This is a genomic window from Nitrosomonas sp. H1_AOB3 (assembly GCF_015709435.1).
Lineage (GTDB): Bacteria > Pseudomonadota > Gammaproteobacteria > Burkholderiales > Nitrosomonadaceae > Nitrosomonas > Nitrosomonas europaea.
On the sequence record NZ_CP054389.1, the window covers coordinates 313,294 to 334,427 of the forward strand.

General features: G+C 49.3%; 16 protein-coding genes and 1 tRNA gene. 9 read left to right on the top strand and 8 right to left on the bottom strand.

The genetic code is table 11. From position 1 onward, the window contains the following. Nucleotides 1–53: 53 nt before the first annotated feature. Together HRU73_RS01555 and nuoN are read left to right on the top strand one after the other, a co-directional pair. The gene (locus HRU73_RS01555) at nt 54–1,535 is read left to right on the top strand and encodes an NADH-quinone oxidoreductase subunit M (RefSeq protein WP_287399164.1); all 1,482 of its coding nucleotides are present in this window, start codon (nt 54–56) and stop codon (nt 1,533–1,535) included. Nucleotides 1,536–1,600: 65 nt separating this feature from the next. Next, nucleotides 1,601–3,046: an NADH-quinone oxidoreductase subunit NuoN gene (gene nuoN, locus HRU73_RS01560; RefSeq protein ID WP_287399165.1), complete on the top strand. Its 1,446-nt coding sequence runs from the start codon at nt 1,601–1,603 to the stop codon at nt 3,044–3,046. A 38-nt stretch (nt 3,047–3,084) separates the two neighbouring features. On the opposite strand, the gene HRU73_RS01565 is transcribed toward nuoN, so the two are convergent. After that, entirely contained in the window at nt 3,085–4,185 is a 1,101-nt protein-coding gene (locus HRU73_RS01565) for a PQQ-dependent sugar dehydrogenase (protein ID WP_287399166.1), read from the bottom strand. A 109-nt stretch (nt 4,186–4,294) separates the two neighbouring features. On the opposite strand from HRU73_RS01565, the gene htpG reads away from it, so the two are divergent. The 3 genes from htpG (at nt 4,295) to HRU73_RS01580 (ending at nt 10,453) form a co-directional block, all read left to right on the top strand. Then, nucleotides 4,295–6,217 (top strand): molecular chaperone HtpG, encoded by a 1,923-nt coding sequence (htpG, locus tag HRU73_RS01570; protein WP_287399168.1) that lies wholly within the window; start codon nt 4,295–4,297, stop codon nt 6,215–6,217. Between the two features lie 213 nt (nt 6,218–6,430). Beyond that, the gene (locus tag HRU73_RS01575) at nt 6,431–7,480 is read left to right on the top strand and encodes a hypothetical protein (protein WP_287399169.1); all 1,050 of its coding nucleotides are present in this window, start codon (nt 6,431–6,433) and stop codon (nt 7,478–7,480) included. Between the two features lie 327 nt (nt 7,481–7,807). Beyond that, nucleotides 7,808–10,453, top strand: coding sequence for an MMPL family transporter (locus HRU73_RS01580; RefSeq protein ID WP_287399170.1), 2,646 nt, complete (start codon nt 7,808–7,810; stop codon nt 10,451–10,453). 36 nt (nt 10,454–10,489) lie between these two features. Here the strand turns inward: HRU73_RS01580 and HRU73_RS01585 are convergent, their stop codons facing one another. The 4 genes from HRU73_RS01585 to HRU73_RS01600 all read right to left on the bottom strand — a co-directional run bounded on the left by HRU73_RS01585 (nt 10,490) and on the right by HRU73_RS01600 (nt 14,867). Continuing rightward, nucleotides 10,490–11,140, bottom strand: coding sequence for a DedA family protein (locus HRU73_RS01585; RefSeq protein WP_011112310.1), 651 nt, complete (start codon nt 11,138–11,140; stop codon nt 10,490–10,492). A gap of 145 nt (nt 11,141–11,285) precedes the next feature. Continuing rightward, nucleotides 11,286–11,361 (bottom strand) — tRNA-Lys (locus HRU73_RS01590). A 66-nt stretch (nt 11,362–11,427) separates the two neighbouring features. Beyond that, nucleotides 11,428–13,650: a VanZ family protein gene (locus HRU73_RS01595; RefSeq protein WP_287399171.1), complete on the bottom strand. Its 2,223-nt coding sequence runs from the start codon at nt 13,648–13,650 to the stop codon at nt 11,428–11,430. Further along, a complete protein-coding gene (locus tag HRU73_RS01600; RefSeq protein WP_287399173.1) occupies nt 13,647–14,867 on the bottom strand; it encodes a right-handed parallel beta-helix repeat-containing protein in 1,221 nt (406 codons plus the stop codon). The genes HRU73_RS01595 and HRU73_RS01600 overlap by 4 nt, the downstream gene beginning before the upstream one ends. Nucleotides 14,868–15,145: 278 nt before the next feature. Between HRU73_RS01600 and hemJ the strand changes: the two genes are divergently transcribed. Continuing rightward, on the top strand, nt 15,146–15,559 hold the full coding sequence (gene hemJ, locus HRU73_RS01605; protein WP_011112308.1) for a protoporphyrinogen oxidase HemJ: 414 nt from the start codon (nt 15,146–15,148) through the stop codon (nt 15,557–15,559). 22 nt (nt 15,560–15,581) lie between these two features. On the opposite strand, the gene def is transcribed toward hemJ, so the two are convergent. From def to ligA, 3 genes are all read right to left on the bottom strand, one after another. After that, nucleotides 15,582–16,112 (bottom strand): peptide deformylase, encoded by a 531-nt coding sequence (gene def / locus HRU73_RS01610; RefSeq protein ID WP_287399174.1) that lies wholly within the window; start codon nt 16,110–16,112, stop codon nt 15,582–15,584. After that, nucleotides 16,105–16,851 carry an S-methyl-5'-thioinosine phosphorylase gene (locus HRU73_RS01615; protein ID WP_276679604.1) on the bottom strand — a complete coding sequence of 249 codons (747 nt, stop codon included), beginning with the start codon at nt 16,849–16,851 and terminating at the stop codon, nt 16,105–16,107. Before HRU73_RS01615 ends, def begins: the two co-directional genes overlap by 8 nt. A gap of 153 nt (nt 16,852–17,004) precedes the next feature. Then, on the bottom strand, nt 17,005–19,050 hold the full coding sequence (ligA, locus tag HRU73_RS01620; RefSeq protein WP_287399175.1) for an NAD-dependent DNA ligase LigA: 2,046 nt from the start codon (nt 19,048–19,050) through the stop codon (nt 17,005–17,007). A 157-nt stretch (nt 19,051–19,207) separates the two neighbouring features. On the opposite strand from ligA, the gene HRU73_RS01625 reads away from it, so the two are divergent. From HRU73_RS01625 to pilV, 3 genes are all read left to right on the top strand, one after another. After that, entirely contained in the window at nt 19,208–19,858 is a 651-nt protein-coding gene (locus tag HRU73_RS01625) for a Spy/CpxP family protein refolding chaperone (protein ID WP_287399176.1), read from the top strand. A gap of 311 nt (nt 19,859–20,169) precedes the next feature. Then, a complete protein-coding gene (locus tag HRU73_RS01630) occupies nt 20,170–20,691 on the top strand; it encodes a GspH/FimT family pseudopilin (RefSeq protein ID WP_287399177.1) in 522 nt (173 codons plus the stop codon). Further along, nucleotides 20,685–21,131, top strand: a complete 447-nt coding sequence (gene pilV / locus HRU73_RS01635) for a type IV pilus modification protein PilV (protein ID WP_287399178.1) — start codon at nt 20,685–20,687, stop codon at nt 21,129–21,131. The genes HRU73_RS01630 and pilV overlap by 7 nt, the downstream gene beginning before the upstream one ends. The last annotated feature ends 3 nt before the right edge of the window (nt 21,132–21,134 follow it).

Here is a 21,134-nt window from a genome sequence, read left to right on the forward strand (position 1 = left end):
GACTCTCTGGGATAAATAACACGCATTGATATGCAATTTGAGACGAAAAGATCATGTTGTTTGGATTTCCGCTGTTAAGTCTGATTATCTGGCTGCCAATTATTTTTGGTCTGATCGTATTGGTGATGGGTGACCGGAACGTACGGGCTGTACGCTGGTTTTCCCTTGTTGGAGCTGTGGCCGGGTTTCTGGTGGCTCTTCCTCTGTACAGTGGATTTGATCCATCAACCAGTGCCATGCAGTTTACGGAACATCTCATCTGGTTTGAGCGGCTCAACGTCTTCTACTCTTTGGGAGTAGACGGGATATCGATGCCATTGATCATTCTGAATTGCTTTATAACCCCAATTGTCGTGATTGCCGGGTGGGAAGTGATTCGGGAGCGTGTTTCTCAGTATATGGGAGCATTTCTGATCATGTCCGGTGTCGTCAATGGTGTATTTTCCTCTCTGGATGCCGTGTTGTTTTATTCCTTCTGGGAAACTTCACTCATACCGATGTTCATTATCATTGGTGTATGGGGAGGACCTAACCGGATCTATGCCGCCATAAAGTTTTTTCTTTATACCTTGCTTGGCTCACTGTTGATGCTCGTTGCCCTGATTTATCTGTATCAGACCTCAGGAGGCAGCTTCTCGATTCTGGACTACCATCATCTGCCTTTGCCGATGACAGCACAGATTCTGATATTCATCGCGTTCATGCTCGCATTTGCAGTCAAGGTACCGATGTGGCCGGTACATACCTGGTTACCTGATGCACACGTTGAAGCGCCTACCGGCGGATCTGTCGTACTGGCCGCTATCCTGCTGAAACTGGGTGGATATGGATTCCTCAGGTTTTCTTTGCCTGTCGCTCCGGATGCAAGTCATGAGCTGTCGGGAATCCTGATTGTTTTATCCCTGATTGCGGTTGTGTATATCGGTATCGTTGCGTTGATGCAACAGGATATGAAAAAACTGATTGCTTATTCATCGGTTTCTCACATGGGGTTCGTGACGTTGGGCTTCTTCCTGTTCAATGCATACGGAATCGAGGGAGCCATGGTACAGATGATTTCTCACGGATTCATCTCAGGTGCAATGTTTCTGTGTGTAGGTGTCCTGTATGACCGCCTGCACTCTCGCCAGATTGCCGATTATGGTGGTGTGGTAAACAGAATGCCGGTGTTTGCAGCATTGTTCATGTTGTTTGCAATGGCCAATGCCGGGCTGCCGGGCACCAGCGGTTTCGTTGGTGAATTCATGGTCATCATGGGATCCATCGAAGTCAATTTCTGGTATGGCTTCTTCGCGGCACTCACTTTAATACTCGGTGCATCCTATACCTTGTGGATGTACAAAAAGGTCATATTTGGTGAAGTCACCAACAGTAACGTAGGAGGAATGCAGGATATTTCCTCACGTGAGTTTCTGATCCTGGCTATTTTGGCGGTAATGGTGCTGGGGCTTGGTATCTATCCGTTACCGCTGACTGAGGTCATGCATGTCACGGTTGATAATCTGCTTGAACATGTCGCACGTACCAAGCTTTGAGGCACTTAAACAATATTTTTTGGATGATGAAGGTTTTTTTCCTGACCGGAAATTAAGGATTTTTCATGGATTTTCTGTTACCTGACTTTACACCAGCCTACCCTGAAATTTTCCTGCTGCTCATGGTTTGTGTGGTGATGCTTGCCGATTTATTTGTCGGTGAGAGAAATCGCTATCTGGCATTTTATTTATCTTTGCTGACACTTGCAGGATGTGCACTGGTTACCTGTGGTATCTATTCCACAGAAGTTCGATACACATTTACCGGCATGTTCGTCGGCGATGCGATGTCAGATATTCTGAAGCTGTTAATTTATGTGACGGTTGCAGCGGTACTGATCTATTCCCGATCCTACATTAGTACCAGAGGATTGTTAAAAGGCGAATTTTTCAGTCTTGCACTGTTTGCAACGCTGGGCATGATGGTCATGGTTTCGGCAAATCACCTGATAACACTCTATCTGGGGCTTGAGCTTCTGTCTCTTTCACTGTATGCCATGGTGGCATTACAGCGTGAATCAGCCATTGCAACCGAGGCTGCCATTAAATTCTTTGTTCTGGGTGCATTGGCCTCCGGTTTTCTGCTGTATGGCATGTCCATGTTATATGGTGCGACCGGTACGTTGCATTTGCCGGAGTTGGCAAAAGTCATTCATTCCGGTCAGGCAGATCATGAAATTTTTATCATCGGGCTGGTTTTTGTCGTTGCAGGTATCGGCTTCAAACTGAGCGCGGTACCGTTTCACATGTGGGCACCGGATATCTATGAAGGTGCGCCTACAGCAGTTACTTTATTCATCGGATCAGCACCCAAATTTGCAGCATTTGGTTTTGTCATGAGATTGCTGGTGGGAGGTCTGGGTGATCTCGTGACTGACTGGCAGGGAATGTTGGTATTACTGGCAGTTGCTTCCATGGCTGTGGGGAATATCGCGGCGATCGCACAGCAGAATATCAAACGGATGCTGGCATATTCCACTATTTCACATATGGGTTTCGTTCTGCTCGGTTTCATTGCGGCAGGAGAAAATGGCTACAGCTCATCCATGTTTTATGTAATCGCTTACGTGCTGATGACGTTAGGTGCTTTTGGTATCATCATGCTGGTTTCGCGAGAGGGATTTGAAGCGGATAAGATCAGTGATCTCAAAGGACTTAACCAGCGTAATCCATGGCTCGCTTTTATGATGCTGCTGGTAATGTTTTCGATGGCCGGTATTCCGCCCATGATCGGATTTTATGCAAAACTTTCCGTGCTACAGGCTGTCCTGGAGGCGGGATACATCTGGCTGGTGGTGGTTGCAGTCATGCTTTCCCTGATAGGTGCGTTTTACTACCTGCGCATCATTAAATTTATGTATTTCGATGCGCCGGAACAGACCCAGCCGATTATGTTCAAGCCGGATGTCAAAGTACTCGTTAGCATAAATGGCCTAGCCATAATACTGCTGGGCATGTTCCCTCAAATGCTTATGGGACTGAGTTTGTCCGCCATTCAGCATTCCATGTGATTCGATTCCAGGTTTTAACTGGCAGGTGAAAACGGCTTTTATGGTTGATCGTAGCTGATACGGTAAACCACACCTGCCATATCGTCCGAGACCAGCAACGCTCCATCCGGCATTACCAGAACATCGACAGGCCTGCCCCAGGCTTCGTTTTCCTGCAGCCAGCCTTCAGCAAAAATTTCTTTTCTGGCGACCTCATTTGCCTCGAGTTGTACCCACTCGAGGCGATAGCCAATTTTCGTGCTGCGGTTCCATGAGCCATGTTCTGCGATGAAGATTCCGTTATGGTATTCAGCGGGGAACATAGTGCCGGTGTAAAACCGCATTCCCATGGGAGCAACGTGCGGGTCGAGCTCAACGGCAGGAGGAATGAATTTATTACAATCACGCTTTGCCCCGAGTTTGGGGTCAGAAACTTCCTTGCCATGACAATACGGAAAACCGAAATCCAAGCCCTGGTTGGATGCGTGATTCAGCTCATCGGGTGGTAAATTGTCTCCCATCCACTCCCGGCTGATATCGGTAAACCATAACGCTTTAGTGACAGGGTGCCAGTCGAATCCTTCCGTATTGCGAACACCTTTTGCAAATACTTCATAATTTGATCCATCCGGCCGGATACGTGATATCAGAGCATAATGTTCCAGATCTGTTTCGCAGACATTGCAGGATGAACCGACCGGGACATACAGCCAGCCATCCGGGCCAAACGCGATGAAGCGCCAGCCGTGGTAGGTTTCCTTAGGATAATCAGCCGTTATAATGCGCGGCGGTAAAGGCTGGTCGAGGGTATTCTCGATATTATCGAAACGCAGGATCCTGTTGACGGAGGAGACATATAATGCGCCGTCATGAAATGCGACTCCGTTTGGCATTTTAAGCTTGCTGGCAATGATCCGGATTTGGCGTTTTCCTGCATTTTCCGTGATGGCATAAACGTTACCGGCTGATTTCGAACCGACGAATATCGTTCCTTTGTCACCCAGTGTCATTGTGCGTGCATCCGGCACATTCGCCCAGACACTGATGGAAAAACCTGGCGGTAACTTGATTTTGTCGAGTGGCAGTTCTGGTACCTGGGCGTTGATTTGAGAAGTAACAGCACACAGTGACACCAGAAAAATAAAAGATAAAAATTTCATACAAATCTAACAAAGTGAAAAATTGCGGAATAAGGGTTTCGAAGTTGAAACAGCTTGAAATCAGGAAACCTGACCGCACAATGTTAGCGTATTTTTAAAGGAGGAAAGCATGCAAACTGCGGAAAACATCGAACATTTGAACTTTCAGGCTGAAGCCAACCAGCTTTTGAAGCTGATGATCCATTCCCTGTACAGTAATAAAGAAATATTCCTGCGGGAATTGATTTCGAATGCATCGGATGCAGCAGACAAGCTGCGGTTTGAGGGGTTGTCCGATGCGGCGCTGTACGAATCCGACCCTGATCTTAAAATCCGCATTGCTTACGATAAAGAGGCTCGCACCATCACGATTATCGATAACGGTATCGGTATGTCTAGGCAGGAAGTGATCAATAATATCGGGACTATTGCCAAATCCGGTACGCGTGAATTTTTTGATTCACTGACGGGTGATCAGGCCAAGGATGCCAACCTGATCGGACAGTTTGGTGTGGGTTTTTATTCGGCATTCATTGTTGCGGATAAAGTAACCCTGACTACGCGTCGCGCTGGATTGACAGTCGAACACGGTGTGCGCTGGGAATCCGCTGGCGAGGGTGAGTACACGCTGGAAACTGTGGAAAAGCCGGATCGAGGTACTGAAATCGTTCTGCATCTGCGGGAAGGAGAAGATGAACTGCTGAGCAGTTTTCAGCTGCGTTCCATCATCCGTAAGTACTCTGACCACATCACGCTTCCCATTGTCATGAAAAAGGAAGTGTGGGATGACGAGAGCAAATCGTACCGGCTGAGCGACGAGGATGAAACCATCAATCAGGCCAGCGCGATCTGGGCTCGGCCAAAGAATGAAATTACGCAGGAGCAGTACGACGAATTCTATAAGCACGTTGCTCATGATTTCGAACCGCCACTTGCTCATGTGCATGCCCGAGTCGAAGGTAAGCAGGAATATATCCAGTTGTTGTATATCCCGGCTCATGCCCCGTTTGATTTGTTTGACCGTGAACATCGCCATGGCCTCAAACTTTACGTCAGGCGGGTATTCATCATGGATGATGCGGAAAAACTGTTGCCAGGATATTTGCGTTTTGTCCGCGGTATCATCGATTCAAGTGATCTGCCCCTGAATGTCTCGCGTGAGATCCTGCAGGAATCGAAAGATATCGACAGTATTCGTGCAGGCTCAGTCAAGAAGGTGCTGGGATTGATCGAAGATCTTGCCATGAGTGACAAGAGTGAAGATCAGGAAAAATTCAAAACCTTCTGGCGCGAATTCGGCCAGGTGCTGAAGGAGGGGATTGCAGAAGACTATAGCAACCGCGAGCGTATCGCCAAGCTGTTGAGATTTACTTCGACACATGATGAACGTGAAGAACAGACCGTTTCGCTGGATGATTACATTGCCCGGATGAAGCCGGAACAGGAAAAAATCTATTACATTACTGCTGACGGCCTGAAGGCAGCCCAAAGCAGCCCGCACCTGGAGATATTCCGTAAGAAGGGAATTGAAGTGCTGCTGTTGTGTGACCGTATCGATGAATGGCTGGTGGCCAATCTGAATGAATATACGGGCAAGTCTTTACAATCCATTGCCAAGGGTAATCTGGATCTGGGCAAACTGGAAGATGAAGAAGAAAAGAAAGAGCATGAAAAAGAGGCTGGAGATTTTCAGGAATTGACAAACAAAATGAAGGAAGTGTTGGGCGAACAGGTAAAAGATGTGCGCATCACCTACCGCTTGACAGAATCACCAGCCTGTCTGGTCGCTGATACTCATGATGTGAGTGGCAATCTTGGACGCTTGTTGAAATCTGCCGGACAGAAAGTCCCGGACAGCAAACCTTTCCTGGAAATCAATCCACATCACCCGATGATTCAGCGGTTAAAATATGAAGAAGCCAAGTTTGCCGACTGGAGTCATATTCTGTTTGATCAGGCTTTACTGGCCGAAGGGGGGCAGCTTGAGGATCCGGCCGGTTTCGTCAAACGACTGAATGATTTACTACTGCAAAACATCTTGAGCGGAAAATGAAGTAGCAGGGAAGCCCACACACTTACCGTGAATCCACTTAAGGAACCTCAGATTAACGCTGGTAAGTTCAACTCATAAACCTCAGGAGGAGAAATAGAATGAAGGTGGCTCTATTTCTCCGGCTTGACATTCCAGTAATTCATCGTATACCTTCTCAATCTTAAAAAAAGAGAACGATTGGTTTACTTTTATCTGAAGAAGAGGAGAAACAGAATGAAAGACAGCTCTGTTATGAAATTGTGTTCCACAATACCGGTTTTAATGCTGGCAAGTCATCTGTCTTATGCCATGCCGGGTATGCACGGAACTGAAGGCAGCAGAGCGACTGAGCCGCCAGCTGCATCGAAAGATATGGGAGCACCCATCAACTCGTCAGGTTCGGAAATAGAAATCACCTATAGTGCAGATGGCAAAACGGCTATTTTTGTGTCAACCCGCGCGGGCAGTGTCGAATCACCTGGTACCCCTTACAATTTTGATATATGGATGGCGCACAATGTAGATGGGGTGTGGCAGGAACCCGTCCATCTCGGTGCTGATATCGATCCGGCCGTAGGACCCAATATCAATACAACAGCCTGGGAGCTGGAACCCAGTTTCTCGGATGATGGCAATGTTATCTATTTCACGCGATATGAACCGGGTAACCTGCTGTCGGGTGATCTTTATGTCGTACAGAAAGTGAATGGTGTATGGCAATCGGCCAAAAACTGGAATGACGTGCCGGAACTTCCCAGTATCAATACCCCGACCGGCGAAGAGCATTGTCCGATCATTGTTTCTGACAGTCTGATTTATTTCAATTACAGTCAGCCAGGCGTCACTCAGGAGAGTGATATCTGGAAAGTCGAGAAAAAAGATGGGGTATGGCAGAAACCGGTGAGCCTGGGAGCGAAAATCAACTCTCCGCAACGCGACCACATGCATTGGACCGGAGTGTCAAAAGATGGCAAAAGTATGGTCATCACCAGTACACGGATGGATCCGGATTCTCGCGGTGGGCATGATATGTGGATTTCACATCAGGATGCCAAGGGAGAATGGCAGAAACCGATCAACCTCGGTGACATCATCAATACTCCAGGTGAAGAAATGTGCTGGACTTTCACGCCTGATGGCAAGAAATTTACCGGCAGCTGGGGACCTCAAAACACATTTGATACCGATATCCGCTGGATAAGCAAAGAGGATATTCCGCTGTTGAAAACATTCGAGCCGATCGGTCCTCCACCCAACCTGCTTGTCAACAGCAACAAAGGCTGAATCGGAGTTTAAAAAGCAGTTGAAAAAGATAGATTCACGGTTAGTTTTCCGGAGCTGATCAGCCTTTAAAAATGCGGGGAATTCTGGATTTTTTCCGGATTCCCTGCACTGATGCCACTGTCAGTGCATAGCGAGATTGAACACCTGATTCATTCTGCATTTTCCGAGTATTCTCGCGCCAACTATTCTCTATCTGTATTGCCTGCACTTGTTCTGTGCAGCAGTCATCAGAGATCTGACGGTATTTTCACCCCAACTGCTCTAAAATACTGTCCGTAATGAGAAATCTGAAATGCAATATACGATCTGGAGCCAGAGCAGGGAACAATGAAATTTTCACATAACTGTACTTACAATCTTTTCGCGTTTTGTACCAGCTTCAGTTACCGCTATGCTCCCTGGGTTCTGCTGATTGCATTGCTTTTTACCGTGGCAAGTGCGGTTTATACCGCACGCAATTTGGGCATGAATACCGATACTACGGATATGCTTTCCGAACATTTGCCGTTTCGTATCAACAGCGTAAAGTACGACAAAGCATTTCCGCAGGATTCAGGCATTCTGCTGCTGGTGCTGAGTGCACCGACTCCTGAACAGGCTTATTCCACTGCAAGCCGTCTGGCGGTATCCCTAAAAAAAGACAGTAAAAACTTTTCTGATGTTTATGCGCCCGGTACGGATGATTTTTTTGGGCGTAACGGACTGCTCTACGAGGATATTCCACAGCTCAATCACATTGCAGATCATCTGGCTGAGGCACAGCCACTGATTGCACAGATCAGCCGTGATCCGACACTGTATTCCTTTATTGGACTGCTCACGCAGGCGGTTGATGAATTGAATAAAGGCCAGTACCTGGAACTGGGGCCGGTTTTCAACGGTGTGAGTGAAACGATGGATGCACGGCTCGCCGGGAAATCACGACCGTTGTCGTGGCAAACATTGTTTCGTGGTGAGCCTGCAAAAACCAGCTATCAGGAAATAATCATCGTCAAACCCAGGCCGGATTATTCGGAGTTGCTTCCGGGTAAGCAACCCATACTGGCAGTGCGTACGGCAGCAGAACAGATCGGTTTGACAGATGATGGTCCGATCCAACTGCGTATTACCGGAGACGTAGCACTGGCGGATGACGAGCTCAAGAGCTCGCTGGATGGTATGGAAGTCGCCGGGGTAGTCACATTCATCATGGTGGGTGCGGTACTTTACTCAGCCATGCATACGGTGGGCATGACTCTTGCCGTGCTGATCTGCCTGGGAGTGGGCCTGATTCTGACAGCCGCTTTTGCAACGGTTGCAATTGGCCAGCTGAACGTGATATCCATCGCTTTTGCGGTGTTATATATCGGCCTGGGTGCGGACTTTGCCATCCATTTCCTGCTTCGCTTCCGGGAAATGCTGGAGAATGGGCTATCCGCGAACGACGCGATATACAAGGCTGGGGGTGAGGCCGGTGTTGCCCTGACTGCCTGCACCGTTGCAAATGCGCTTGGTTTCTACGCATTCATACCAACCAGTTACAGCGGAGTGGCAGAACTGGGCATCATTTCCGGCACAGGCATGCTGATTAGCCTGATCGTCACCTTCATCATCGGGCCTGCACTATTGCGGTATTTGTCAGGGAGATCAGCCGTTGAACCCAACGGTAGAAAAACGTTGGGCAAGGCGCTCGAATTTTCACTCAAGTGGCGGAAACTGACGCATATCTCGGTTGGTTTGTTACTGTTGCTTGCCATCGTACTGTGGCCACAGATCAGGTTTGATTACAATCTGCTCAATATGCAGGATCCAAAAGGAGAGGCCGTGCAAACTTTTCGTGAGTTGCTGGCATCACCCGATCATTCACCGTGGTATGCAGTTGTGCTGACTGAGGATCGCAAGGAGATTCAGCAGCTGCAGAACAATCTGATCAAGCTGCCCGAGGTAAGCAAGGTGGTTTCGATTCTGGATCTCGTGCCATCAGAGCAGGAAGCGAAACTGGCAGTCATCGAAGAAATGTCGCTGATCATGGGCCCCGGGTTATCCGTTACCAGATCAGCGACACATGAACATACCATACCCCAACAGATACAGGCGCTTACTACTCTGAATACGGCGTTGGATCGATACCTGGTCCAGCACCCTGATTCGGCCGTATCGGCTTCTGCACGGGGGCTCAGAGATTCAGTCAGATCATTACTCGACCGATTGGATAAAGCAGATGCGGGTGAAAGGCAGAAATTGTTGCGTTCATTAGAGGAAGATCTGCTTTCCACGCTATCGGTCGCACTTCAGCGTTTATACAATCTGATCGAGGCGGTGCCTTTCAGCGAACAGGAATTGCCGGAATCGATCGCCGGCCGCTGGCACAGCCATACGGGAGAGTATCGTATTGCCGTGTATCCGTCGGAAGATATCGGTGATAACGGATTACTGCGCCATTTCGTCAGATCGGTACAGCAGGTGGCTCCCCAGGCGACGGGAATGCCGGTGATCAGCCTGGAAGCAGGCGATGCCGTAATCGATGCTTTTGTTCAGGCATTTTCACTGGCGCTGGTGGGGGTGGTGGTTGCGCTGCTGATCATGCTGCGCAGCATAAAATATACTGTATTGGTATTGATCCCGCTGTTGTTATCCAGCATATTCACCGGGGTTTTCACTGTTCTGCTGGATATACCGTTCAATTTTGCCAATATCATTGCGCTACCGCTTTTGCTGGGCCTGGGTATCGACAGCAGTTTGCACATGGTCCACCGCAGTATGGATAACAGGGTCGAGAATGAAATCCTGATCCATACCAGCACGGCACGGGCTATTTTCTACAGTGCCCTGACCGCTCTGGTTGATTTTGCCAGCCTCATGTTCTCATCGCACAAAGGTACTGCCAGCATGGGGGCGCTGCTTACGGTCGGACTGGCGTTTACCCTGATCTGTACACTCATCATTTTGCCCTCCCTGCTGAGAAATCCTAATCGGCAGCGGGTAGTGGCGTAAGATTTCTGTCAATCTGATATGTCCGAATAAAGCAGATCAACTCACGCCTGGCCTGTTTTTCCCGAAACGGTGTCTGAGATATTCGATGAGCGGAGGAGTGATCGATAAAATGATGATTGCAAGAATGACGAGTTTGAAATTTTTTTGTATCAGCGGCAGTTGCCCGAAATAAAATCCGGCATAAACGAATATGCCGACCCACAGAACAGCGCCGATGACATTATAGGCAATGAATTTGCGATAAGGCATCGTCCCAATACCTGCGACAAACGGGGCAAAAGTACGGATGATGGGGATGAAGCGAGCGATGATGATGGTCTTGCCACCATATTTGAGGTAAAAAGCGTGAGTCTTATCCAGATGTTCCTGTTTCAGGAAACGGAATTTTCCTGAAGTAAAAATGGTTATTCCGAATTTCTTACCCACCCAGTAATTGACGCTGTCTCCCAGAATACCTGCCAGCGTCAGTCCGACGAACAGGAAATGAGGGTCGAGCTGCGATCCCTGCAAGGATGCCAGTGAGCCTGCAGCAAACAGCAAGGAATCTCCAGGCAGAAAAGGAAATACGACCAGCCCGGTTTCGCAGAATACGATCAGAAAAAGAATGCCATTCACCCATACACCGTATTCCGAGACGAGTTCCTGCAGATGGCTATCAATATGAATAATGAAATCAACAAGAAACATGAGTGGAGGAAAAGTGGTTCTCTCTGCTGACGGGTTCGATCGTGTCACAACCAGTGTGAAGTATGGTCCGGATCTGATCCAAACGCCTTAAAAATCTAAGCAATAAAAAAGGCACTTGGTCATAGACTGATCAAGTGCCTGTATCTGGTAGGCCGTGCGCGATTCGAACGCGCGACCAACGGATTAAAAGTCCGCTGCTCTACCGGCTGAGCTAACGACCCGAAGGCGGCAATTATACCAACACATCTCTCGTTGGGGAACACTTTATCGCTATTAGGAGAAAGTGGTTATAAGTATTGCCGGGTTACTCTGCTAAAACTGCGTATGCCTGAGCTGATGATTGTGATGAAGCCGGCTTGTACCAGGCACCAGCGGGCGAATAATTCTGTTTCAGGCAGAATTTGTTTGCGATCAGGGCCAAGTAGAAACTGGGCTCCAGAAAAAGTGTGTCCATATTTATGAACTTCAGGCTCCAGCCCTAGGGAGAGTAGCAACCATCCTAGTGGCAGCATTGTGAGGGATAGTGCTATCCCCAAGATCCATTCCGTAATGTGAGCGGACATATTGGTAAGTATGATGGCATTCACGCAGAGAGCAAAGAGCAGGAGGTAAAGATAGAAGCCGCCTCCCATACCCAAGGCACCATTGCGAGCAATCAATTCATTCAGATTGTCAGTTGAGGACCAGCTAAAAGCAATGGCTTTGGCCAACCAGAGCCAAGGTAGTGCGCTGATAATCAGAGTAAGCATTTTTCCTGAGACTTGTTCATGTTGTTTGCGCAGGCTAAAGAAACTGATGATCAGCGCCAGAGAGATAACAAGGGGTGCATATAGTGCTGTATAGCGAACCGGTCTTTCCAGCATGGAAATCAATGTCGGTCCAAGCCATTCAAAAATATGTCGCCAGCTTTCCCCCCAGATATCTTTGTTAACAACAAACCAGTAAAGATTGTTTGATCCGGCGATATCAGCAATACTTTCCTGGGTTACGCTGATTGAGAGCAGTCCCAAGCTGATAAGACTGGCTGCAAATACCCATCCTGGCAGGCTTATCAATGGCCTGGCGCTGGAAAGTATCCTGGAACTGATCCATGCGGCTCCTGCCCCGATCCATAGTAATGCCAGAACAAAAATGAATATGAATAATATGTTGCCATCAAACAGAAATAGCTCTTTGAGGTTATAAGGTATTCCGGGTAAGCGCAGAATCAGCCAAAGCAGGGCTGCAGTTCCCATCGACAAAAGAATGACGGGAATCCACTCCCTGAACAGAGGCTGATTTTCGGAGAAACCAATCCGATAAGAATGAGATATGGATGGAGTAGGCTTGTCTGGTACGGGGCTGGTGATAGGGTGGGATATCGCAGTATGGCATTCAAGTTGCCTGGATTCGGATAACCCCCATGCAATCAGCCCGATCAGGAGCGGTTCGGTAATGTCAGCATTGCGTCCTAATAACCCCGTTTGAATTAGTTCGATGACTATCGACCAGAAGATCAGTGCCAAAACTATGCCGCGAAAATTTCCACCAATTTGCGATCCAAGCCACAATAGAGCTGAATAGATATAAAGCGATCGTACTAGCCCTGTCGTATTGTCCAGCATTGACCCTTCCAGCATGGTGGTAAAAGGAATGAGATTGAATGTACCCCCGGACGTAAAAGAAAAGGGTGTCAGGGCATAGAGGGACCAGGCGAACAGTAATGGCCAGAAAGCAGCTGCTGCCCTGATACGATGGTTAGTCTGCAGAAGCAAAATAGTTGCCAGATAACCTGCCAGTAATCCTGTTAAGGTTGATAAATCGAGAAACTGGTCTATAACGACAATTTTTCCAGCAAGTACGAATAGCAGGGTGCCAGTCAGCCAGACTGTCGGCTTGTGGATTTGCAGCGAAAGAATACTGCCGGCAGCCATAAAACCTGCTGCATGAAACCCAAAATAGGAAAAACTGAAATCGGTTTCCTGCAGCGGCTTTAGCGCATCCTTGAATTTCTGCCAGTCCAGAGAAGGAACCAGCGGTAACAATTCGCTGCCTGTCCATAAAAGCAGTATCACGAAAGGAATAATGGTTCCAGTTCGGAGAAGCGACAATTTATCAAGGGAACGGGAAGAAAGGGATTGCCTGACCAGAAAACCTGTCCCTATTCCGGATAACAGTCCAACCATATTCCAGAGTACGTCAGCTAGGGCTGCAGACCGGGTAGGCAACCATATTTGCAGGATTTGCAAAGTCAGTGCAAAGACAAAACCGGCGGCTAGCCATAACAGTAGATGAGTCGTTCTGTACCGAGTATGAATGACCCATCCACCGTTTATTCCCAGTGGCAAAAATAGTGCGATATTTCCCAGCAGATCACCGGTCGATGTTACCCAGAGCATATTGGTAAAAAACTGTTCAAATGCATCCGGGTCAACGTGCGAAAAATTACCGGGATAGAGCGACCCATACGTGATCAACAGAACAAGGACAATCAGAATCTTTGTATTGGAGGATAAATTTCTGATGATCATGGCTGTTTACTCTGTGGATTGCAGAAGTTTGGGTGATTTTCAGGTTTTATTTCTAGATTCGGCAGCCATTCCGGCTGGGTACTGCATGCATAAGCTCCAGTGCGGTGAATATTTGAGTAACCGGAAAAGTCCAGATTCCATGCCGGATAGTGTTGCATGCGGACTATGCTGACTCTCGGTGGTAACAGTTTTTGTGGTCGAGGTGCTAGATTGATCGTCCCCAGTGTCTGAAAAGGGGCTTGTAAATAATCCCCTGCTGCTTGGTAAGTGTTTAGTATATTTTCGTTATTGTTAGCAGGTGTAATCAAAGGATGTTTTGCAAAAATAGCGTTACCGGAAATCCAGGGTGCCGGCAGCTGTGGTTTGTGAAATCCGGCATGATATATGCCTGTATCTGCTGCAAGAATAGTGTTGAAAAATATATCTACTTTTCGTGGAATATCACGATGCGGCTGAATGCGTATTGCGTCGCCGGAACGATTGATAAACAGGTTGTTATAAACTGCGAGATTGCCTTCCCCCTGCAGTAGCGCTTCGTGCGAATTCTGGTAAAAAAAATTTCCGTAAATCAAGTATTGATCATGCTGTCCGGTTCCGGACAGAGGCCAGTGCCCGACGAGTACATTAGGGCGGGCAGCTCCGATTGTGCTATTGTCCTCTGCCTTGCTGAATACGTTATGCCGAATGACGGTAACGGAAGGAGTGCGAGGCATACCCAATAGAGGTGGGCGCGGCAGCTGATGTTTAATCTGGAGATTGTAGCCAGTTGTAGCGGTTACCAGATTGTATTCAATTAGTCCTGCAATAAAGGGTGCCCGTCCATCCGAATTGCCAAGATATATTCCGGTTCCCGCTCCACTGATTGTATTTTTACGAATGATCCAGTTCCAGGCCGGACATTTAGTGGAGATACCAACGATCTGCTGATTCCGGTCATGTCCATGGATCAGCAGATTCTCAAGTGTGATATGGTGCGCCCAGTCTGCATGGCCTTCACATTTGACGCCATCCACTGGTTGATTGCGTCCGTCAATCTCCAGATTGCGGATAGTAATAAAATTTGAATTGTTGATGCTGATCGTATTGTATCCCGGTCGGGCGACAAATATGGCGTGTAGGCCATTTTCCGGCCCGGAAATAACGATTCGGGCTTCTGCCTTACCCCGTAGGAAATGGACGGGCAGGCCACTTTTGTATTCACCCGGCAGAAGCAGCATGTGATCACCGGGTTGCAGTATTTTTAATTTGGCTAGATACGTATCTGGATTTTCTGTATAAATGTTTCCGGCAGAAACAACGGATACGGTCAGCACAATTGAAATCCCGGCACTGGAACAGCTTAAAAATCCCTGCTGAAGACTATAATGACTGAAGCGGGTGATCATGGCTCGTTGAAATTCCTGTGTTGGGCTTTTTGACGCGTAAGGCTGGTGCGCAAGAATGTGCTACAGCAGTTGCTTATCAGCCTGACTGAATTTTTACCGTAATTTTTCTTATGCTCTGGATAAAATCATTACATATCATTTCCATGGTGACCTGGTTTGCCGGGTTGTTTTATTTGCCCCGGCTGTTTGTCTATCATGCCATGTGTACGGACCAGGCAGGCATAGACCGGTTCAAGGTGATGGAGCGTAAGCTCTATTACGGCATTATGACTCCCGGCGGATTGCTGACAATCATTTTTGGTACATGGTTGTGGCTGGGCTACGGTTTTTCCGGGGGGTGGCTGCATACCAAGCTGGCCCTGGTCGTGTTACTGGTTGCCTACCACCTCTATTGCGGGAAGTTGTTGATCGACTTCAGAAACGACCGCAACCGGCACGGCCATGTGTACTACCGCTGGTTCAACGAATTGCCGGTGCTGGCACTGTTTGCAATCATCATACTGGTTGTGGTCAAACCGTATTAATCGCGCAGGCATGTGTGATGACTCAGTCATCCGCGATTGTCTGGCCCGGGAACAGTGTGTCGGTATAGCCGAATTTGCGTAAATCATTGATCCGCATGGGATAGAGTATTCCGTTCAGATGATCGCACTCGTGTTGTACCACACGCGCATGAAATCCTGTGACGGTTCTGTCGATGGAAGCACCGGCTGCGTCCACGCCCTGATAACGCAGGTGGGTGTAGCGAGGGACCAGCCCGCGCATTCCCGGGATACTCAAACAACCTTCCCAGTCTTCTTCCATCCGTTCGGTCAGCGGTGTGAGTACGGGGTTGATCAGCACGGTAAACGGTACATTTTCAGCATCCGGATAGCGCGGAGAGTGCTCAACCCCGAATATGACTACTTGCAGGCTGACTCCGATCTGCGGGGCGGCCAGTCCGGCACCGTTGAGTGCGACCATCGTATCTTGCATGTCCTGCAACAATTCTTCAAGCTCCGGTGTGCCTAGCTGATCGACACGGTGTGCGGGTTGCAGCAGGCACGGGTCGCCCATTTTCAGTACAGGTTTAATCATCGTGATTCCTTACCAGGTGTTCCAGTATATTCCTGACGCTTCCCATCGCATTCTCCAGCGCGAGATGGGCAGCCTGCAGCGGAATGGCTTGTATGCTTTCTCCGCGCCCGGCTGCATGATTGGCAACAGCAGCAATGGTCGCATAGGAAATGCCCAGCTCTCTGGCAAGGATAGCTTCCGGCATACCTGTCATCCCTACTAAATCTGCACCATCTCGCTCCAGGCGATTGATTTCGGCAGCAGTCTCGAATCGGGGGCCTTGGGTGGCAGCGTAGACACCGCCATCGATGACTGATTCACCCGCATCCCGGGCTGCCTGCAGCAGGCTTGTCCGCGTCTGCGAACAGTAGGGCTGCGTGAAATCAGTATGGATGATCGTGCCATTGGAACGGCCATGGAAGGTGGCTTCCCGGCTGTGGGTGTAATCGATGATCTGATCAGGAACGACAATTTTCCCGGGTCCCATGTCTTTGCGAATACCGCCAACTGAAGCGACAGCAATGATCGTTTTGATTTTCAGTGTGCTCAAGACCCAGATATTGGCTCGATAGTTAACTGCGTGAGGGGGAATGGTAAGACCGTGGCCATGTCTGGACAGGAAAACGATTTCCCGTGTACCGATCGTGCCAAAAATCAATGCACCGGAAGGTTCGCCGTAAGGTGTTCTCATGACCTGGCGATGTGTAACTTCCAGACCGGCAAGTTTATTCATACTTCTGCCACCGATGATTGCAAGCATATTGATTTTTATATTAGAAATTATTCGTTTACTGCAGAATGCCGTTAGATCCAGTACCTCTGCACCGCTTCATTATATAGAACGGGATAATATGCACGTAATCAGCGTACAGAGGAATTCAGCAGCTACAGGCACCGGTCACTCGCCCTGCCATCATTCACTGGAAGAAGTATCCCGCAGCAGCGACAGCAGCTGATCTTCATCCAGAACCGGGATACCCAGTTCGATGGCTTTGGCATATTTGCTGCCGGGGTCTGATCCGGCGACGACGTAACTGGTGGCGGATGAAACACTGCCGGTTACCTTGCCGCCCTGTTGTTCGATTCTGTTTTTGGCCTGATCGCGCGTCATGGTCGGTAAAGTTCCGGTCAGAACGAAAGTTTTGCCGGGAACAGCCAGGTTCGTCCGCGATGATGGTTGAGCAATATGGCTGGGTTTCTCCCATTGCAGCCCGCAACTCAGCAGTTGTTCGATTACTTCCCGGTTATGGGTCTCGGAGAAAAAGTCTGCGATGCTTTGCGCAACGATCGGGCCGATGTCCGGAATCTGTTGCAACTGTTCGGCATTCATATCCATCAGACGATCGAGATCGCCTGTGTGGCTGGCAAGTGCTTTCGCGGTTGCTTCTCCGACATGGCGGATACCCAGTGCATAGATGAAGCGTGGCAGCGTGGTTTTTTTACTGTCCTCAATGGCTGTAACCAGATTACGGGCAGATTTCCCGGCCATGCGTTCCAGGCCGGCCAGCGTATCGATATCCAGTCTGTACAGATCGGCAGGTGTATGAACCAGCTCGCGATCGATCAACTGATCAACCAGTTTTTCTCCCAACCCGTCGATATCGATGGCGCGGCGGGAAGCAAAATGCAGAATTGCCTGCTTGCGCTGCGCCGGACAATATAACCCCCCGGTGCAACGAGTAACTGCCTCATCTGGCAGACGAACGGCTTTTGATCCGCATACCGGACAATGGTCCGGCATGACGAATGCTTGAGCGTGGGTGGGCCGCCGTTCCACTATCACGGCAACCACTTCCGGAATGACATCGCCCGCCCGCCGTACGATGACGGTATCACCGATCATGATCTGCTTGCGCTGCACTTCGTCCTCGTTATGCAGAGTGGCATTGGTGACCGTTACACCTCCCACGAATACCGGGGCGAGGCGTGCTACCGGAGTCAGGGCACCGGTTCTCCCCACCTGGATTTCGATCGCCAGCAGTTCAGTGCTGACTTCCTGTGCTGGAAATTTATGTGCAACGGCAAAGCGAGGGGCGCGCGAGACATATCCCAGCTTTTCCTGTTGTGCCAGATCGTTGACTTTGTACACCACACCATCGATTTCATAAGACAGAGATAAACGTATAGCATTTATTTCACGGTAATAGGCCAATAGCCCGTCTGCACCCATCACTGTGCTGCTTTGTCGTGCTACCAGAAATTGCTGCGCAGCAAGATAAGCCAGAATTTCGCTGTGTGTCGAAAAAATCGGCTGATCTTCATGGTAAGCACCAATGCCGTAGGCAAAAAAAGTCAGTCTGCGCGCGGCGGTGATGCGGGAATCTAGCTGGCGCAGCGAACCGGCAGCAGCATTACGCGGATTGACGAAAGTTTTTTCACCGTTCTTTCGCTGTTGTTCATTGAGGCGCTCAAAATCCGTTTTCAGCATGACTACTTCGCCGCGTACCTCGAACTGGCCGGTCGGGAATGGCACTTGCAGTCGCAGAGGGATCGATGGAATCGTGCGTAAATTCAGCGTGATATCTTCTCCGGTATAACCATCTCCCCGGGTGGCACCTTTTGTCAGGATACCGTTCGCGTAAATCAGGCTGATAGCCAGCCCATCGAATTTGGGCTCGACAGCATAATCGACTCTGTCTATGTTCAGCGCTTCGCGGATACGTCGATCAAATGCAGTCACTTCTTCTTCAGAGAAGGCATTGGCCAGCGACAGCATGGGGGTCTGATGGGTGAGCTGTGCAAATACCTTTAACGGTGGAGCGCCTACCCGCTGTGTCGGGGAATCCGGCGTGACCAGGTGCGGATACTGCTGTTCCAGTTGTTGTAGGGTGCGGAAGAGTGCATCGTATTCTGCATCCGGAATGACCGGTGCATCCTGAACATAGTAATGGAAGTCATGTAACGCAATGGCTGCACGCAATGCTTGCAGGCGTTCTTCGATTGTGTTTTCGGATATCATGTCAGAATTATCCCGCAGATAGGGGCAGAACAGAACAATGCCAGTCACAGGATAATGGAAAACGGATTATGCCGAGAAATTTTCCCGGTTTCATAACTTTGTATAAAAACAGGTTGTCCAGCGTGTTTTGCAGGATTTCTACAACAGGAGAAATGACATGAATATCAGATCGACCGGCCTATCCATCCTCATCGGTGCCTTGTTTGCCATTCCCGCTACCACGGCAACAGCCGTTTCCCCAGTCACTGATACACCGATCCGGCAAGGAACAGCCAGTTACCTTATCCTGGCTGATGCGCATCAGCATCAGGGGCATCAGGGTGGCAGTGCAGGCCAGGGACATTCGGGTGGCTCAGGCCATGCCGGGCACGGACAGGGAGGTCAGGGAGAAGGAAAAGGCAGGCACGAGGGAGGGGGTGGTCACTCGGGTCATGGCGGACACGGAAAGGGAGATATGGAGCATCATGGGCATCCACCCAGCTACGCCCACAGTGTTGCCATGCAGGCTGAAGCATTGGGTCTTTCCGATGAGCAGCTCGGAAAAATCGTGCGTTTTCATCTGAAAGAGGACAAGCAGGCGCATGAGCGTATCAAACAAAAAATGATGGAAAGCATGAAAGCATTCCGCAAAGCTGTTGGCGAACCAGCTACCGACGATGAAACGTTGCATAAACTGGGGCAGGCGCATATCGACAGCTTCAATGAAATGATCAAGTACCATATCGATGAGCGCAAAGCCGTTCGCAGCATATTGACTCCCGAACAGATCGGTAAATTGAAAGCAGTGAAATCGGATCATGATCACTAAACCTGGAAACTGATCTGACCCGACGCCGGTAGCTGTAAAAATGTACTGCCGGCAGTAATTTTGTATTCTGACTGTAATTTTCTTCTCTTGATGGCCGGTTGAAAGTTCCTGTTTTTTGGGGGTTCTTCAACCGGCCATGTCCATCTTCTGCCTTCGTTTTCTGTTTTGCTCCTGACCGGCCGGTCATTCATAAAAACTAAAGTTCTCGTGGATTACAGCCGTTGGCCCGTAGTACATCCGGGAAAAATAGAGGTGCCAGGCTAGTTTCTGCCATTACCTTTCAAGAACCGGCTTTATTTATGGAAACGGGGATGACTGAAGCTGTCAGCAAAGGTTTCACCATGATCGAACTGATGCTCACCATCAGTATTGCTTCCATTTTGCTTGCCATGGCTGTGCCGAGCTATCAGTCACTGATGAGGGAATCGCGCCTGACCACGCAGGCGAACGAGCTGATGACTTCGCTGCATTATGCTCGCTCCGAAGCGGTGAAACGGGGGATGAGGGTAACGATCTGTAAAAGTTCGGATGGTGCATCCTGTACCAATGGAAGTAGCTGGCAGGATGGCTGGCTGATTTTCAGCGATGCGGGTACGGCAGGCACGGTTGATGGAGGAGACGAAGTGTTGCGGGTTTTTCCGGGATTGAATGGCAGTACATTGGGTGGAGGAGGGAATTTCACCAACTGGGTTTCTTATCTGCCCAACGGGCGCAGTCAGGGGAGCAGCAATCTTGCCAATGGAATTTTCAGCCTGTGTAACCAGGCCAGCGGACGTAATGTCGTTGTGAATAATGCCGGTCGTCCAAGAGTGGAGAGGATATCGCCATGCTGAGTACTTATCGCCGTTCTGCGTTTACCTATACCCAAGCAGGCGTCAGCATGATCGAGGTACTGGTGGCAATCATCATTCTGTCGGTCGGGCTGCTTGGACTGGCAGGGTTGCAGACAGCCGGGTTGATGCACAACCAGAGCGCCAGCTTTCGTTCGACTGCCTCTGTGATGGCGTACGGCATTTTGGACAGTATGCGCGCCAACCGGATCGAAGCGGGCGCAGGCAGTTATAACCATTTACTGGAAGATGCAGTGCCAGCCGGAGAGACTATTTCCGGGCAGGATGTAAGCAACTGGCTCAATGAACTTGCCTTGCGGCTGCCGGAAGGTTTGGGAAGTATCGATGTAGATGCAGACAATAAGGTAACCGTTCTGATCCAGTGGGACGATAGTCGTGGTGCCGTGGCACCCCAGCAGTTTGCCATGACTACCCGGCTGTGATGG

Coding starts and splice junctions, on each gene's coding strand:
- HRU73_RS01585 (WP_011112310.1), bottom strand. CDS start 11,140: ATGTTTCTTGTTGATTTCATTATTCATATTGATAGCCATCTGCAGGAA.
- HRU73_RS01580 (WP_287399170.1), top strand. CDS start 7,808: ATGAAATTTTCACATAACTGTACTTACAATCTTTTCGCGTTTTGTACC.
- htpG (WP_287399168.1), top strand. CDS start 4,295: ATGCAAACTGCGGAAAACATCGAACATTTGAACTTTCAGGCTGAAGCC.
- HRU73_RS01625 (WP_287399176.1), top strand. CDS start 19,208: ATGAATATCAGATCGACCGGCCTATCCATCCTCATCGGTGCCTTGTTT.
- HRU73_RS01600 (WP_287399173.1), bottom strand. CDS start 14,867: ATGCTGCTTCTGCCGGGTGAATACAAAAGTGGCCTGCCCGTCCATTTC.
- HRU73_RS01595 (WP_287399171.1), bottom strand. CDS start 13,650: ATGATCATCAGAAATTTATCCTCCAATACAAAGATTCTGATTGTCCTT.
- def (WP_287399174.1), bottom strand. CDS start 16,112: ATGATTAAACCTGTACTGAAAATGGGCGACCCGTGCCTGCTGCAACCC.
- hemJ (WP_011112308.1), top strand. CDS start 15,146: ATGCTCTGGATAAAATCATTACATATCATTTCCATGGTGACCTGGTTT.
- ligA (WP_287399175.1), bottom strand. CDS start 19,050: ATGATATCCGAAAACACAATCGAAGAACGCCTGCAAGCATTGCGTGCA.
- pilV (WP_287399178.1), top strand. CDS start 20,685: ATGCTGAGTACTTATCGCCGTTCTGCGTTTACCTATACCCAAGCAGGC.
- HRU73_RS01555 (WP_287399164.1), top strand. CDS start 54: ATGTTGTTTGGATTTCCGCTGTTAAGTCTGATTATCTGGCTGCCAATT.
- HRU73_RS01615 (WP_276679604.1), bottom strand. CDS start 16,851: ATGCTTGCAATCATCGGTGGCAGAAGTATGAATAAACTTGCCGGTCTG.
- HRU73_RS01565 (WP_287399166.1), bottom strand. CDS start 4,185: ATGAAATTTTTATCTTTTATTTTTCTGGTGTCACTGTGTGCTGTTACT.
- HRU73_RS01630 (WP_287399177.1), top strand. CDS start 20,170: ATGACTGAAGCTGTCAGCAAAGGTTTCACCATGATCGAACTGATGCTC.
- nuoN (WP_287399165.1), top strand. CDS start 1,601: ATGGATTTTCTGTTACCTGACTTTACACCAGCCTACCCTGAAATTTTC.
- HRU73_RS01575 (WP_287399169.1), top strand. CDS start 6,431: ATGAAAGACAGCTCTGTTATGAAATTGTGTTCCACAATACCGGTTTTA.